This is a genomic window from Rhizobium sp. Root1334 (assembly GCF_001426665.1).
Taxonomy (GTDB): Bacteria; Pseudomonadota; Alphaproteobacteria; order Rhizobiales; family Rhizobiaceae; genus Pararhizobium.
The window spans coordinates 272,130-287,224 of sequence record NZ_LMEY01000023.1 but is presented as its reverse complement, the minus strand read 5'-3'; the positions used below and the strand labels follow the sequence as shown (position 1 = coordinate 287,224).

Annotated in this window: 17 protein-coding genes; 4 read left to right on the top strand and 13 right to left on the bottom strand. The window is 60.3% G+C overall.

Annotation, left to right across the window (positions count from 1 at the left end):
* Positions 1-164: 164 nt before the first annotated feature.
* The 6 genes from ASD36_RS19905 to ASD36_RS19880 form a co-directional block, all read right to left on the bottom strand.
* A complete protein-coding gene (locus ASD36_RS19905; RefSeq protein ID WP_060506618.1) occupies positions 165-569 on the bottom strand; it encodes a ketosteroid isomerase-related protein in 405 nt (134 codons plus the stop codon).
* 108 nt (positions 570-677) lie between these two features.
* Entirely contained in the window at positions 678-1,100 is a 423-nt protein-coding gene (locus tag ASD36_RS19900; RefSeq protein WP_060506785.1) for a secondary thiamine-phosphate synthase enzyme YjbQ, read from the bottom strand.
* Positions 1,101-1,156: 56 nt separating this feature from the next.
* The gene (locus ASD36_RS19895) at positions 1,157-1,510 is read right to left on the bottom strand and encodes a DUF1428 family protein (protein ID WP_060506617.1); all 354 of its coding nucleotides are present in this window, start codon (positions 1,508-1,510) and stop codon (positions 1,157-1,159) included.
* Positions 1,511-1,747: 237 nt separating this feature from the next.
* The gene (locus ASD36_RS30720) at positions 1,748-2,008 is read right to left on the bottom strand and encodes a hypothetical protein (protein ID WP_156393890.1); all 261 of its coding nucleotides are present in this window, start codon (positions 2,006-2,008) and stop codon (positions 1,748-1,750) included.
* Positions 2,009-2,919: 911 nt separating this feature from the next.
* The gene (gene metG / locus ASD36_RS19885) at positions 2,920-4,494 is read right to left on the bottom strand and encodes a methionine--tRNA ligase (protein ID WP_060505040.1); all 1,575 of its coding nucleotides are present in this window, start codon (positions 4,492-4,494) and stop codon (positions 2,920-2,922) included.
* A 231-nt stretch (positions 4,495-4,725) separates the two neighbouring features.
* On the bottom strand, positions 4,726-5,979 hold the full coding sequence (locus ASD36_RS19880) for a sensor domain-containing diguanylate cyclase (RefSeq protein WP_060505039.1): 1,254 nt from the start codon (positions 5,977-5,979) through the stop codon (positions 4,726-4,728).
* 306 nt (positions 5,980-6,285) lie between these two features.
* Here ASD36_RS19880 and ASD36_RS19875 point away from each other — a divergent pair, with 306 nt between their 5' ends.
* Entirely contained in the window at positions 6,286-6,738 is a 453-nt protein-coding gene (locus tag ASD36_RS19875; protein ID WP_060505038.1) for a VOC family protein, read from the top strand.
* 6 nt (positions 6,739-6,744) lie between these two features.
* On the opposite strand, the gene ASD36_RS19870 is transcribed toward ASD36_RS19875, so the two are convergent.
* Complete coding sequence (locus ASD36_RS19870) at positions 6,745-7,068, bottom strand: helix-turn-helix domain-containing protein (RefSeq protein WP_060505037.1); 324 nt, start codon at positions 7,066-7,068, stop codon at positions 6,745-6,747.
* Between the two features lie 58 nt (positions 7,069-7,126).
* Between ASD36_RS19870 and ASD36_RS19865 the strand changes: the two genes are divergently transcribed.
* Positions 7,127-7,588 carry an SRPBCC family protein gene (locus ASD36_RS19865; protein ID WP_060505036.1) on the top strand — a complete coding sequence of 154 codons (462 nt, stop codon included), beginning with the start codon at positions 7,127-7,129 and terminating at the stop codon, positions 7,586-7,588.
* 21 nt (positions 7,589-7,609) lie between these two features.
* On the opposite strand, the gene ASD36_RS19860 is transcribed toward ASD36_RS19865, so the two are convergent.
* The 6 genes from ASD36_RS19860 to ASD36_RS19835 all read right to left on the bottom strand — a co-directional run bounded on the left by ASD36_RS19860 (position 7,610) and on the right by ASD36_RS19835 (position 13,685).
* Positions 7,610-8,815 carry a DUF930 domain-containing protein gene (locus tag ASD36_RS19860; protein ID WP_060505035.1) on the bottom strand — a complete coding sequence of 402 codons (1,206 nt, stop codon included), beginning with the start codon at positions 8,813-8,815 and terminating at the stop codon, positions 7,610-7,612.
* A gap of 127 nt (positions 8,816-8,942) precedes the next feature.
* Positions 8,943-9,314 carry a DUF427 domain-containing protein gene (locus tag ASD36_RS19855; RefSeq protein WP_060505043.1) on the bottom strand — a complete coding sequence of 124 codons (372 nt, stop codon included), beginning with the start codon at positions 9,312-9,314 and terminating at the stop codon, positions 8,943-8,945.
* 131 nt (positions 9,315-9,445) lie between these two features.
* Positions 9,446-9,739 (bottom strand): GYD domain-containing protein, encoded by a 294-nt coding sequence (locus tag ASD36_RS19850; protein ID WP_060505034.1) that lies wholly within the window; start codon positions 9,737-9,739, stop codon positions 9,446-9,448.
* Between the two features lie 296 nt (positions 9,740-10,035).
* Positions 10,036-12,087 carry an RNA polymerase sigma factor RpoD gene (gene rpoD, locus ASD36_RS19845; RefSeq protein WP_060505033.1) on the bottom strand — a complete coding sequence of 684 codons (2,052 nt, stop codon included), beginning with the start codon at positions 12,085-12,087 and terminating at the stop codon, positions 10,036-10,038.
* 450 nt (positions 12,088-12,537) lie between these two features.
* On the bottom strand, positions 12,538-12,882 hold the full coding sequence (locus ASD36_RS19840; RefSeq protein ID WP_060505032.1) for a GFA family protein: 345 nt from the start codon (positions 12,880-12,882) through the stop codon (positions 12,538-12,540).
* 107 nt (positions 12,883-12,989) lie between these two features.
* Positions 12,990-13,685 carry a L,D-transpeptidase gene (locus tag ASD36_RS19835; protein ID WP_200954916.1) on the bottom strand — a complete coding sequence of 232 codons (696 nt, stop codon included), beginning with the start codon at positions 13,683-13,685 and terminating at the stop codon, positions 12,990-12,992.
* Positions 13,686-13,971: 286 nt separating this feature from the next.
* On the opposite strand from ASD36_RS19835, the gene ASD36_RS19830 reads away from it, so the two are divergent.
* Positions 13,972-14,466 carry an invasion associated locus B family protein gene (locus tag ASD36_RS19830; RefSeq protein ID WP_060505031.1) on the top strand — a complete coding sequence of 165 codons (495 nt, stop codon included), beginning with the start codon at positions 13,972-13,974 and terminating at the stop codon, positions 14,464-14,466.
* A gap of 46 nt (positions 14,467-14,512) precedes the next feature.
* A complete protein-coding gene (locus tag ASD36_RS19825) occupies positions 14,513-15,064 on the top strand; it encodes an SH3 domain-containing protein (RefSeq protein WP_244482242.1) in 552 nt (183 codons plus the stop codon).
* Positions 15,065-15,095: the final 31 nt, after the last annotated feature.

Sequence of the window (15,095 nt, the reverse complement as noted above, 5' to 3'; positions counted from 1 at the left end):
CTCCTTATGGGTCTAAAACCGTAAGACGTCCGCCCGCCTGTTGTTCCGGGCATTGACGAGACCCTAATCCGGCGCGGCTGAACGGAACCCGAATCTGCCGTTCATCCGGGGTTCAGCCGAAGCAAGAACGTGTTGAAATGGCAGGAAGAAGGCGCAAAGCAGCCTTAGCGGGCGAGCATCTCTTCAAAGACGCGGATATTGCGATAATGGCTGAGCCGAGTGACGGCGCCATTATCGAACTCGAACACGAAGACGCTCGGGATCGAATAGGACTGGCCGCTGGCTTGCGGGAAACCCGGCATCGTTTCGCGGTAATGGCCGCGCGCAGTGGCATCGACGGCGACACGCTGGCCAAGAGCATCGTGCATCAGCACCATGTCGCTGAAACTTTCGTCGAAATGGCGGAAATAGGTCATCACCCCCATACGCAACGGACCCGCCCCGATGGTGCGCTGGCCCGTCAGGGTATCGAGCGCCACGTCCTCGTCGAGAAATGTGCCGATCGTCTCGAAGTCCCGTTCATTGAGGGCCTGCATGAAGCGGCTGGCAATGGTCTGCGCGTCGGTCAATGTCTCTTCCCTTTGCCTGTATGAGCGGTGCGATCCCCGCCTTAATCGAAACCATGCAACGCCCAAACGGCTGTTTTTGTTCCCGGAATTGCAACATCTTCACCGCTTTCATCCGCTCAGATGCAGCACCACCTCGCGGCGGTGGGGGCGGTCGCGGTGTTCGAACAGATAAAGGCCCTGCCAGGTGCCGAGCATCAGGCGGCCCTGCCCGACGGGAATGCCGATCGACACCTGCGTCAGCGCCGCCTTGATATGGGCCGGCATATCGTCCGGGCCCTCGGCGGTGTGGATAATCCAGGCCATCGACGAATCGCTGGACGGCGGCACAAGGCGCTTGAAGAACTGGGTGAGATCGCGCCTAACATCCGGATCGGCATTTTCCTGGATCAGCAGCGAGCAGGACGTGTGGCGCACGAACACGGTCAACAGCCCCTCCTCCACACCGGCGCGCCGCACGAAATCCTGCGCCTCGCCGGTAAACTCGTAGAGGCCGGCGCCGCGCGTCGGCAGGCTGATGATGGTCTGGGGCATAAAATCCTTTCCATGCCGCAGCATCGCGCGGGTTGAGGGGTTGCCGGTTTGCTGCGTTACAGTTCCAGAAAACTTTTGAAGCCTCCATAGATCATCCGCTTGCCATCGAACGGCATGGAAAAATTGTCCATGCTGAGGCGCGGATCGGCCATGACCTTCTTGTTGATCTCGTCGCGCTCCTCGCGTGAGGGATAGGTAATCCAGGAAAAGATCACCACCTCGTCATCGGCCGCCTGAACGGCACGGGGAAAGGAGGTGAGCTCTCCATACGGCACATCGTCGCCGATGCATTCGACATAGGAGAGCGCTCCATATTCCTTCCAGACAGTACCCGCTGTGCGGGCCAATTCCTTGTAGGCCTCGATATTGTCCTTCGGGACGGCAACGATAAATCCATCGACATAGGGCATGTCAGTCTCCTCCTAGAGATCCGCCTTTTTCACCGGTGTCGCATGCCGCCGTTCCACGCAGGCATGCATCGCATCGAGCAGATCGCGCGTTACATTCATGCGAGGGCTTGCAGCGGCCGGTGTTTCCTCCTGCTCCTCGACATAGATGGAGACCGGCCACTGCTCGTCAAGGGCAAGCAGGCTGCGAACCGCCTCGGGCGGGCGGACGCGGCCGAAATAATCTTCCCGGCACAGGATTCACTCAAGGACGAACGCGCGGAACCAGGCATCGTCGGCACCGGCTATGCAGGAAGGCAAGAGCACATTGACATCCCCAGGACCGCGGAAACAAGGCGGGATTTCGCGCGGTTTCAGCTTACCCGTGCATTCCTCCTGGCGGCTGCAGCGACGGACGCGACAGATGGAGGGGATATCCATCCTCTTTGCGGTGGCGCGGCACAGCGCCTCGAACAGAACGGGATGGAGCGGTATTTCTTCAGGCCCGCAGATCGGCAGCATGGTCGTCTCCTTTTTGAGGATGGAAGTGCGGAACGATGGACACGGTTTTTCAGTCACGCGGCAGCTTTTCGCCCGTGGCTTGGAGCATCTGCAATGTCTGCCGGCTTTGGGGTCGGCAGGATCGGCCGGGGCACATCGGGTGCCTCAGGTAAGTAGAAGTAGGTGACACGCGATGTGCCCCNAGCATCTGCAATGTCTGCCGGCTTTGGGGTCGGCAGGATCGGCCGGGGCACATCGGGTGCCTCAGGTAAGTAGAAGTAGGTGACACGCGATGTGCCCCGTTTCAGTGTCTTTTGCCGCGCTTCTCAGGTTCTTCTGCGCTTTCCTCTCTGACAGGAAAGCCTCCAATGCCCCAGCCCGGCCGCTTATCCGCCAAGCCTTTCAATCCGGCGGGGTTTGGCCCTGGACCGTCCAAGAACGGTGTGACCACCCGGCACGCCCGGTTCATTTGCGAACCGAAGGAGAACCACCTTTCACGCAGCCCCGGGGATTTTGCGCGCGTTTCGCCAAACCGTCCGGGCACCGGCCCCATCTCGCCGGCAACGCTTTCCGGTGTATCCGTGATGGGACGACGTGAGTATGGCACGGGTTTTCAGACCGGGGATTTGCGGGGATGAATTGGGGAGAAGTCCTGCGTAAAGTCCCGAAATTGTTGCATTCCAGCAAACCAATTATCCCCGGCCGTGCGAGGCAGAGATACGCATGCGGCCACTGCGACATTCGATAAGCATCACGTTGGAGAGTGCTGCGATCATCGCGTCCCGGACGAAGATCTTCACTGTTACGCGACCGAAATCATCTCGCAAGCCGGCGTCCTGCTTTTTGACCGGGTTACGTAGGAGACGATGGGGCCGAATGGATGACGCCCTTCGCGACGACCATCCATGCGGCTCGTCTTGGCACCATGCCCGTCACGAATCCATCGGAAACAACGGAGCACCGGCTGCGATCCTCGCTCCGGCAAGTTCTGGCCGCTGACCGTCATCTGCCGCTTCCAATCCCAGCTTTCGCAGCAGCTCCGCGCCAGTGAGGGGCATGAACGGAGTGAGTGCTTCGGCGATGATCTGCAGCGTCCAGGCGACGCTGTAGAGGCTGCCGTTGAGGCGGATAACAGCCGCCTGCCGTTCATCCTCCGTCCGGGCTGCCGCCACCGCCTTTGCATGCGCCCATGGCTGCTGATCGGCGACATATTTGTTGGCCGCGGCCACCAGTTTCCAGATCGCATCCAGCGCGCGGTCGAAGGCATAGGCATTGAGATGGGCGGTGACGACTTCCTCAAGGCTGTGGGCCTGGCGGATCAGCGTGTCGTTTTCGGCAAATTCCTGCGAAGGCTGTGACAGGATGCCGCCGCAGGAACGCTCGATCATGCTCAGCGTGCGGTGAACGAGGTTTCCGAGTTGTCCCGCCAGTTCGGATTTGTAGGCAGTTTCAAAACGTTCGATCGAAAAATCGCCGTCTTCCGTGGTGCGGATATGGCGGAGCAGAAAATAGCGCAGGGCATCCGCCCCGAAGCGCCTCGCATGGACGGTGGGATCGACGGCGTTTCCGAGCGACTTGCTGATCTTGCGGCCTTCCGTCGTCAGATAGCCGTGAACGAGGATGCGGGTGGGCAAAGGCAGGCCGGCCGAGAGCAGAATGGCTGGCCAGTAGACCGCGTGAAACCGGGTAATGCCCTTGCCGATGACATGTTCACGGGCCTTGGCATTTGTCCAATACTGCGAAAGCAGCGTCTCATCCGTGCCATAGCCAAGGGCGGTGATGTAGTTGGCGAGCGCATCGAACCAGACATAGATCACCTGGCCGGGATCGCCCGGAACCGGGATGCCCCAGCCGCGCGCCCGCTCTGCGGTGCGCGAAATGCTGAAGTCCTCCAGGCCGCGCTCGATCAGGGCGGAAATCTCGTTCTGTCTCGCATGCGGCACGACCCGGATCGCTCCCTGCCGGTAAAGATCGCGCAGCCGGTCTGTGTATTTCGACAGCCGGAAGAACCAATTCTCTTCCTCGATTTCTTCCAGCGGCGCATCATGTTCGGGGCAGCGGCCATCCACCAGTTCGTCCGGCTTGTAGAATTGTTCGCAGCCGACGCAGTAAAGACCGGTATAGGAGCGCTTGTAGATATCCCCACTATCGCAACAGGCCTGCCAGAGTTTCGTGACCCCCGGGGTGTGGCGGGGATCGACGCTGGTGCGGATGAAATCATCGTAGGAGAGATCGAGGCTTTCCGGCAGAGCCTGGAACCGGGCGGCATTGCGTGCGACGAGATCGGCGACCGGCTCTCCTGCCCCTTCGGCCGCGCGAACATTCTTGATGCTGTTCTCATCGGTTCCGGCCAGCAGCCGGACATCATCTCCCCGCTCTCGATAAAACCGGGCGAGCGTATCGGCATGGATCACCTCGAGCGCAAACCCCAGATGTGGAGCGGCATTGACGAACGGGATGGCGGTGGTGACGTAGCGCACCGGTGCGGATTTGGCGGGCTGGATCATGGGCGGAACTCCTCTGGATGGTCTGGGGAGGCGGTTCCACAAAAAAAGCCGCCTCGGATGAAGCGGCTTGGGCGTCTGGCGAAAATTATCTCAGATCACGCAAAAGGGTCCGCTTCTCGGATGGAGAGCGGCATCATCATGCAGGAAAGAGCGTTGATCGGCAGACTGGTCATGCGGCCAGATAAAACAGACAGGGCCTGTATGTCAATCCGGCCGGTCAGATGGCATCGATTACCGGAAGGAGACTTCGAGGTTTTGCCGGTCCTGGGCGATCACCTGGCACCGCGTCTCGAACCCCTCGCCCTTGATCGACAGGAGAAATTCGGTGGGGATGCCGGCGGAGTTGGACACGGTAAGACCGGCGCTGTCGCTGCCGAGCGATTTGACGGTGCAGTCGATGGTCGAGCGGCGGTCGTTGAAAACGATCGATCCTGCCTTCAGGACGCGCCGCCGTGTGCCAACCGCCTGATCCGCCTGCAGCGAACTCCAGGAAACACAGCGGTTGCGGCCCGTATGCTTGGCCTTGTACATGGCCGCGTCCGCCTGGGCGAGCAGCGTCTCGATATCCTTGCCGATGATCGACAGCGCCGAAACACCGAAGCTTGCGGTGACGTTGAGCTTATGGTCCCCGGCCCTGACAGTTTGCGCGGCGATTAGCGCCCTCACCTTTTCGGCAACCGCCAGCGCCCCTTCCCGGTCCACATGCGGCAGCAGGATGGCAAACTCTTCGCCGCCGAGACGGCCCAGCAGATCGCCCGCCCTCAGCGCGCCCTTGCAGGTCGCTGCAACGTTCTTCAGAACCTCGTCACCCGCTGCGTGACCATGCGTGTCATTGACCGACTTGAAATCATCGACATCGAGGACGATGCAGGCGATGTCATGCTGGTGGCGCAGCGCCAGCGAGATCAGCTGATCCGCTTCCTGCTTGAAGGCGCGCCGGGTCAGCGCCTCGGTCAGGCTATCGGTCGCTGCAGACTGCAACAGGGTAATACGGTCCATCGAGACACCGGCGAGCCCGGTCAGGATGGTCAGATCGCGATTGCCGAACGACCGCGGCCGCCGATCGATGGCGCAGACTGTGCCGATCACATGCCCAGCCCTGGTGCGCAAGGGTACGCCTGCGTAAAAGCGGATATGGCTTTCGCCGGTGACGGCCGGATGCTCCGAAAACCGCGAGTCCTTCGTGGCATCCTGGACGACGATAGGTTCTTCGATATCAATGACATAGCGGCAGAACGTGTCTTCGCGCGGCACCTCTTCGGCGGCAAGGCCCATGCAGGATTTGTACCATTGCCGGTGGGCGTCGATCAGCGAGACGATGCCGATCTCGACGGAGAAAATCTCCCTGATCAGGCCCACAATACGGTCCAGGCCTTCATCGCGGGGCGTATCGAGAAGATCGAAGGCTTCCAGCGCCGCCAGCCGGTCGATTTCCCGCTGGATCGTCTCAGCGGATGATTTTCCGAATGCGCGTACAGCCGCCATGAGCACTTCTCTCCTTGCGCCGGCGCATCCAGATGCGCTCCACAATTCCTCAAAGACCTGACTACAGTCCCGATGCTACGGCGGCAATTCGTAAAAAGTTGCCATTGAATTCTGTTGGATTGTTCACAATACCGGGCATGTGACTGGCAAAAGGCGGGTAGCTGCGGGCATTTTTGCTGCCCGCAGCCGTGCTCTCAAGGCCTGCCAGCTTCCTTCGCTCTTTCAGAAAATTTCACTGACGGTGTCGAATCCGGACCTGACCGTTCGTCATTGCAGGTAATGTTCACGCAAACAGGAGGAAAGCTCATGCAAAAGATCACGCCGTTTCTCTGGTTCGACAACAATCTCGACGAGGCAATCGCCTTCTATCTCTCCATTTTCAAGCAGGCGACGGTGACCTATCAGCACAAGGGGCCGGACGGCAAAACGTTTACGGCCGCCTTCGAACTGGAAGGCCAGGCATTCATGGCGCTGAATGGCGGGCCGCATTACCAGCTGACCCCAGCCGTCTCCTTCTTCGTCGCCTGCGCCGACCAGGCGGAGGTCGATCATTACTGGGAGAGGTTGCTGGACGGCGGACAGGCACAGCAATGCGGCTGGCTCACCGACCGTTTCGGCGTCACCTGGCAGATTATTCCGGATGCCTTGATGCGGCTGATGAGCGATCCGGACCCGGCCAGAGCCGGACGGGTGCGTGACGCGATGATGCGGATGGTCAAGATCGATGTGGCGGGTCTGGAGAAAGCCGCCGCCGGCTGAACCAGCCTACCCTTCCAGATCATCCTTCAACCTGCCGAGCAGGCCAACGGCATGGGCGGCGTAGGGACCGATCCAGCGGTCATGGATATCCTTGATCGGCAAGGCGTTGAGATAGTTCCAGCGCTCGCGCCCCTCGCGCTTGACGATGACCAGATCCGCCGCCTCCAGAACCTTGAGGTGCTGCATCACCGTGCAGCGGTCAAGGGCGGGAAAGCGTGCACAAAGATCGCCTGTCGTTTGCGGCTGATCTTTCAAGATATCCAGCATGGCCCGGCGGCTGGAGGCGGCCAAAGCCTTGAAGATTTTGTCGTTTTTCTCGTCGATTGACATGTTGTTTTTTTATAACATAATAAGAGTCGGAGCAAGTATAAAGGCAGGAGGAAAAAACATGGAGCTAAAATTCAGGGTCGCCGGACGCATCGCCAAGCCGGTCTCGGAGGTTTTCGAGGCGGTGGTCAATCCGGCACAGCTGTCGCGCTATTTTACCACCGGCGGCGCCAAGGGCAGACTTGAAACGGGAGCCACCGTCACCTGGGATTTCCACGATTTTCCTGGCGCCTTCCCGGTCAAGGTCATCGAGGTGATGAAAGACCAGAAGATCGTCTTCCAATGGGTTGCCTATGAAGGACCGGGCTCAGACACACCCAAATACGACACCACCGTCACCATGCTGTTCGAGCCCACCGACGATGGCCGCACACTGGTGACGATTGCCGAGGAAGGCTGGCGCCAGACGCCGGGCGGGCTGAAAGGCTCCTACGGCAATTGCGAGGGCTGGACCGGCGCGCTCTGCGCCATGAAGGCCTGGCTGGAGCACGGCATCAACCTGCGGGAAGGCTTCTACAAGTAATCCAGCAATGGGCGTGGCGGCTCAATTCCTCGGGAACCGCCGCGCCTGCCATTGGCTTTTTGGAACCGAGCCGCCGACCGCGAAACTGAACGCAGTGATGCCGTCGGCTTCCGCGTTGACGGTGCATTTGAAATCGACATCGATCCAGCCCTGCGCGGTCTTATAGGCAGCGCCATTGGCCGTCATCACCTGGCCTGCGATGGGCGAACCATTGCGCGGATCGAAGAACAGCCCCTGCGGGACGGTATCCTCCCGGGTGCGGCGCACCTGCTCCAGCGTCTCGATCATGCACATCTGCACGATCCGCCGATCCCGTGGCAGCTTCCCGAGCGCCTGACGGACACGCGGATCGGACAACGTATCGGCGGAATAGAGTTCCTTTGCACGCTTCAACTCGGCGGGCGGACGGCTGGGTCTTTTGTCAGCGCCATCAGCCGACGCCAGCTTCTGCGGATCGGACACGGCGGCATCCACCGGCCGGTCTTGCGGCTTGACCTGCGGGATCGGTACCCTCTCGATCAGGGCTTCGCCTTCGTTGAGCAGCGGGTTGGCATTGGCCGCCTCGGGCAGATCGAGCTCCGGCAGCTTGGCAGCGGCCGCCGTCTCGGCAGGCGTATCCAAGGGCTTGCGCAATTGCGGCTCAATCTCGTCCGGCGCCTGCTCGCTCGTAAGTGGAGCCGCGCGCTCGGCGCGTGGTTCGAGCTCGGCTTGTTTTTCCGGTTCCGAAGGACGGTCGCCACCTGCTTCTTCCCCCCCCTCCCTGGCGGCCGATTCCAAGGCTTGCGGCTGTGCTGCAGCTTTCTCTGCTTCGGCCTTCTGGACTTCCGTTTTCCCGGCTGGAGCCTTCTGCGCATCCGCCTGCCCTGCCGCAGGTTTGTCTGCTGCCTGTGGCTCAGCTTTTTCCGCCGGTTTCTCCTCGGCCTTATCTACCGGTTTTTCCACCGGCTTGACCTCTTCCGCTGGCTCCGGTTTCGGTTCCGGTTTCGTCTCCGGTTCAGGTTTCTTCTCAGGCTCCGGCTTTTTTTCAGGTTCCGGCTTCTTCTCAGGCTCCGGTTTCTTCTCCGGTTCGGGCACCATCTCGACCTTGACCACTTCCTGCTCTTCAGGCTGTGGCGGTATCACCGGCATATCGAAGATCAGAAACGCAGCGGCAACGACATGGAGGGCGGCGGAAGCAAGCAGCCCCGCCTTGAATGTGCCCCACCATTTTTCCGAATTCTGCTGCATGGATGGTGATTAGAACCGGATACTGACCGGATCGTGACCGGCGGGAAATGGGGACAGGCAGACCAGGGGCGAGCCCCTTTCTTCCTAGCATGCGCGCAACGCTGTTCCTAGCGTGGTGGATAAGCGTTCAAGCGTCCGTGATCACGAAGCGATCGGGGTAGAACGCCAGGTGATCGCGGATGACGGCGACGGCATCATACGGCGCTTCATACGACCAGACGGCATTCTCGAGCCTGGGGCCACCCTCGGTCATGCTGAAATAGGACGCATTCCCCTTGTAGGGGCAATAGGTGGCATGGTCCGTTCGCTGCAGCCGCGCCATGTCGACATCGGCACGGGGAATGTACTGCACCGCCGGGTAGGACGCCTCACGCAATGTCAGGGCATGGCGGCTGTCGGCAACGACGATATCGCCCAACCGGACAACGACACGGCCGGGATTGGGCGCGATGACAATAGGGTGATCCGGACCGGGTATTTTGGCAGGCTTGTCGAGCATGAAAAACTCCAAGCGTTTGAAGCGAGTTTTGCTCCCTTCACATTGGGCCGCAACGAGAAAGAATCAAGAGGATGCGGCCCCCCAAACGGATGCCCTGACCGGTTTAGCCCGCTCAGCCTGATTGCGCGCCTCTATCCAAGCGAACTGATCAGTTCCCGGTAGGCGGCTTCCGGGAATGCCTTCAATGTCTTGGTGCGCACATTACCACCCGTTCCGAGTGAAAGCGCAAACCGCGCCATCACCGCATCATCAGGCGCTTCACACACCGCCACCATATCGTGATCGCCCATGGTCAGATAGAACTCCCTGAACGAGCCCCCCATATCCTTCAGCAGCTTCTTTGCCGCGTCGAGACGCTTGGGCGACTCGCGCACGTTCTTGACACCCTGCTCTGTCCAGTTGATCAACACGATATACATGGTCATAGCACACCTCCCATACGGCACGACCTTGAAGATGGCGCCGCGATTGATGCCTCCGCCTCCCGCCTCATCGGACACACTATCCGGCAAAGCGGACAGCCGATCTCAGTCAACAGAACGCGTACGATGACAGCTCAGAAGTTTTAGCGATTACTAAATTATAGTCTCGGCGGCTCAAACAGACAAGGAAAGGCTGTGAGCGCGGAGGGGCGCACGCGGTAAACTCCGGCCGCCCAACGAAAAACCCGGCCAGTTTTCACTGACCGGGTTCCACTTGTTCAATCGAAAGGAGTTCGTTCTTAGCTGTCCAGGAACGAACGCAGCTTGCGCGAGCGGCTCGGGTGCTTCAGCTTGCGCAGCGCCTTGGCTTCGATCTGACGGATACGTTCGCGGGTAACCGAGAACTGCTGGCCGACTTCTTCGAGCGTGTGGTCGGTGTTCATGCCGATGCCGAAGCGCATGCGCAGGACACGTTCTTCGCGCGGCGTCAGCGAGGCGAGAACACGGGTCGTCGTTTCGCGCAGGTTCGCCTGGATGGCGGCGTCGATCGGCAGCAGCGCGTTCTTGTCCTCGATGAAATCGCCGAGGTGGCTATCTTCTTCGTCACCCACCGGAGTTTCGAGCGAGATCGGCTCCTTGGCGATCTTCAGGACCTTACGGACCTTTTCGAGCGGCATGGCGAGCTTCTCGGCCAGTTCTTCCGGGGTCGGCTCGCGGCCGATCTCGTGCAGCATCTGGCGCGACGTGCGGACGATCTTGTTGATCGTCTCGATCATGTGCACCGGAATACGGATCGTGCGGGCCTGGTCGGCGATCGAGCGGGTGATCGCCTGACGGATCCACCACGTCGCATAGGTCGAGAACTTGTAACCACGGCGGTATTCGAACTTGTCGACCGCCTTCATGAGGCCAATGTTGCCTTCCTGGATCAGATCGAGGAACTGCAGGCCGCGGTTGGTGTACTTCTTGGCGATCGAAATGACGAGGCGAAGGTTCGCTTCGACCATTTCCTTCTTGGCGATGCGGGCTTCGCGTTCGCCCTTCTGCACCATCGAAACGATGCGGCGGAATTCGAAGATCGAGATGCCGGTTTCCGTGGCCAGATTCTGGATCTCGCCGCGAATGTTGCGGATCATCGTGCCTTCGTTCTTGGCGAATTCCTTCCAGCCCTTGGCGGCCAGATTGGCGATCGACTTCATCCAGTTCGGATCGAGTTCGGCGCCGGAATACTGTTCCAGGAACGAGTCGCGCTTGACGCCATAGCTCTCGGCCAGACGCAACAGACGGCCTTCGTTCTGCATCAGGCGCTTGGAAATATCGTAGAGCTGCTCGACAAGGCTGTCGACGCGGTTCTGGTTGAGCGACAGCGACTTGACCGCCGTGATCAGCTCGTCCTTCAGCTCCTTGTAGCGGCGCTCCTGGGCAGGCGACAGTGTGCCGGTCGCAGCCAGGCGGGCTTCGACCTGCTGGTCCTGCAGCTTGCGCAGCTTCTTGTAGGTCTCGGCGATGATGTCGAGCGTTTCCATGACCTGCGGACGCAGTTCCGCTTCCATCGCGGCGAGCGAAAGGTTCGACTCGTCGTCGTCCTCTTCCTCTTCTTCCGGCGGCAGGCCTTCACCGCCGACATTGGTCACGTCGTCGTCACCAGCACGCGGCTTGCGGTTCTTTTCCTTTTCCTCGGCAGCCTTGCGGTCGGCCTCGATCTTCTCAGGACTTTGGAACTGCGGTGCAGCCTTGGCTTCCGGACCGGAATAGGTGGTTTCGAGATCGATGATCTCGCGCAGAAGCGTGTTACCTTCGTTGAGTTCGTCACGCCAGATGATGATGGCCTGGAACGTCAGCGGGCTCTCACAGAGACCGGCGATCATCGTTTCACGGCCAGCCTCGATGCGCTTGGCAATGGCGATTTCGCCCTCACGCGACAGAAGCTCCACCGAGCCCATTTCGCGCAGGTACATGCGCACCGGATCATCGGTGCGGTCGGTCGGTTCTTTCTTCTTGGCGGTCGCAAGAGCCGTGCCGCCCGAAGGGGCCAGTTCGCCGCCTTCGCTCTCGCCGTCGGAATCGCTATCCTCTTCCTCGGCGGCTGCGGTGCCCTCGTCGGCTTCCTCGTCCTCGACGACATTGATGCCCATTTCGCTGAGCATCGCCATGATGTCTTCGATCCGGTCGGGATCAACCTGATCGGACGGCAGAACCTCGTTCAGCTCGTCCATGGTCACATAGCCGCGCTTCTTGGCGGCCTTGATCATCTTCTTGACCGCGTCATCCGAGAGGTCAAGAAGCGGGCCGTCGGGTGCGCCTTCGCGTTCGGCTTCTGCTTCTTCGTTCTCTTTGACTTTGGTTGCCATTTATATCGTCGCTTTCCTTGGACAGCACTCAACGCGTGCGCGGTGCAAAACTTTTTCGTAGCTCGGGTGCGTCAATCGCTCCCACCGCGAATCATTACCCCTGACGTAACGGGATGATCTTTAATTCCTGATTAACCACGCCACTCACCGCAGTTAAACCGGCGAACTGCGACAGCAGCGCCGTTCTGGCATCACATGCATGATGGATCTGTCCGCCGTACCTATTTCACCCACTGTATTAGAAATGGTGATTCCCACAATTTTCGGTCCCGTCAAGCATTTCCGGTGAAAAACCGTTCAAATCGGCAAAAAAGACTGAATCTAGCAGAGTGCTTCAAAGATTCAGTTCCATGGCCGAAATGTAGGAACTGTTGATGGAAAGACAAGAGCCAAAGGAATCTCCGCTTGCAGATGAGGCCCGGCTTCAACCCTTCATGCTTTCCTCCCGCATCAAAAACTTCGCCCGTCGACCTTGGTGATCGTCAGGGTTTCGAGATCGACATCCGGCAGGCAGCGGACATTGACCGCCGTCATCGCGCCGGTCTTGCTCTCGCCCTCGGCATAGGGCGCAATTCCACAAGTGGCACAGAAATGATGCTGGATGACGTGCTTGTTGAACTGATAGGTGGATACCGCCGACTGCGGTGTCTGCAGCCTGAAATTTTCACGCGGCACGAAGGCGAGAAGACCGCCGCGGCGGCGGCACATCGAACAGTTGCAGTCCATCGCCTGCGTGATATCGGCCTCGACTTCAAAGGCGATGGCACCGCAATGGCAACTTCCAGAATAGATCATCAAACCCTCCCAAGCCTGCTGCTTGAGAGATGATGTTGCGGGTGGCAATGTCAAGGTCTTGCCTGCATCGCCACCCAAAAAGGCACACGTGCCAGGGCCGTGCGCGGCTAGCCCATCGCCGTGCCGGTGACCAGGATTTCTGTCCGGTTGGGCACCCGGCTATGAAGATCGATCACATCCTGATTGAGCATGCGCACACAGCCGGATGACACCGATTTGCCGATCGTCCACCATTCCGGCGATCCATGGATGCGGTAGATCGTGTCGACGCCGTCCTTGAAGATATAAAGAGCGCGAGCGCCCAGCGGATTTTTCAGGCCCGGGTCCATTCCGCCATTGGCAATGCTGTAGGGTTCGAGATCGGGGCGGCGCGCCACCATCTCGTCGGGCGGCGTCCAGCGCGGCCATTTGCGCTTGTACTGGATGACACCGCGGCCCGACCACTCGAAGCCCGCACGGCCAAGTCCGACGCCGTAACGCATCGCCTTGCCGTTTTCATAGGTGAGGTAGAGAAAATGATTGGCGGTATCGACGACCAACGTGCCGGGACGCTCGCCGGTCGTGTTGTCGACCCACTGGCGGCGGAAGCGCACTGGAATCTTCTGGTACGGAACAGCCGGCAGCGGAAACTGCTCCTCCGGCCGGGCGCTGTACATCTCGCTTTCGGCGGTCGGCAGCACGATGGGTTCGGCCTTGACCGGCACGGCGACGGGCTGTGCCGTGGTGGCGCAACCGGCAAGACCGAGCGCTGCAAAGGCGCCGCCCGCCTGAAGGAAGGTTCGGCGGGACACATTCAAATCAATCAATCGGGGAAACCTCATCTGCTTGTCCAAGGCCATGGGATTGCCATGCGCAAGCAGCCAATGGAACCCACTTAACGGAAACGTGAACAGGTTTTGATGGGGTGAGCGGACCTCCCCGGATGCCCTTAAGAACGGTGACGCCCACGCCCATCCGGCATGTCTCAAGCGGCCGCATGCGGCTTCCTGCGGGACGAAATTTACCTTTTGATAACCCTTCGGCCCTTTCATTAAGGACGCATTGAGCGCCTGCCAGACAGGCCCATTCCCCCTTAACGACGGAGATCAGATGTCCTTCAACCGGCATATCCTCGCCGCCCTGGCCCTAGCCAGCACCATCCTTCCAGCCCAGGCGCAGCCGGTGATGGTCAAGACTTTCGGCCACTGGGGTGTCTATTCCTACGCCGATAACGGCAAGACCGCCTGCTACGCGCTGACCATGCCACGCGACATGGAGCCGGCCGGGGTCAACCATGGCAACAACTTCCTGCTGGTCGCGCCAAAAGGTGCCGGCGGTTACATGCCGCAGGCCCAGATGGGATATACCCTGAAGGCCGGGTCCGAGGTCACGGTCAAGGTCGGCAACGACGTCTTTACCCTGACCCCGCGCGGAAACGTCGCATGGCCGATCCGCGAAACCCGCGACAACGCGCTGGTCGCCGCCATGAAGTCCGGAGCCACGCTGACGCTTCAGGCAACCTCCAGCCGCGGCACCGATACCCAATACGCCTTTTCGCTTGATGGCATCACGGCCGCGCTGAAAAGGGCAAGTGCATGCCAATGAACAGGCTACCGACGGCAGATACAGTCAGGGGCCGGAGACGGGACAGATGAAGGCTGCCATCGTGTTTCTTGCCGCCTGTGCAGCGATGGCGCAGCCGGCAGTGGCAGCGACCACGCAGGTAGCGTCGGGCGACACCATCGCGGCGCCCGGCCGCAATACCGGCCGTGTGACGGGGCTGAAACTGCCGCGTTTCGTCTCGCTGAAGAGCGACAATGCGCGCATGCGCGTTGGCCCTTCCACCGATTATGCGGTGCGGTTCGTCTACATGGCCGCAGGCCTGCCGATGGAACTGATCGAGGAATGGGGCAACTGGCGGCTGGTGCGCGATCACGATGGATCATCCGGCTGGATGCACGCGGCCCTTCTGTCGGGCCAGCGTACCGCCATGATCGCACCATGGCTGAAGGAGGGCGCCAGCCTGCAGCGCAGCCCGGGCCAGTCCCCTAAGGTCACCGCCCTCATGCAACCGGGCGTGATTGTGACGATCATCGACTGTAGCGGCTCCTGGTGCCACGTCGCCATCCAGCGGCCACGGCTCAGCGGTTACGTCGCCCAGACGAAACTCTGGGGCGTCTACCCAAGGGAAGTCATAGAGTAGAACAGGCCCGCACTGGGTCAACGCGGTGCGG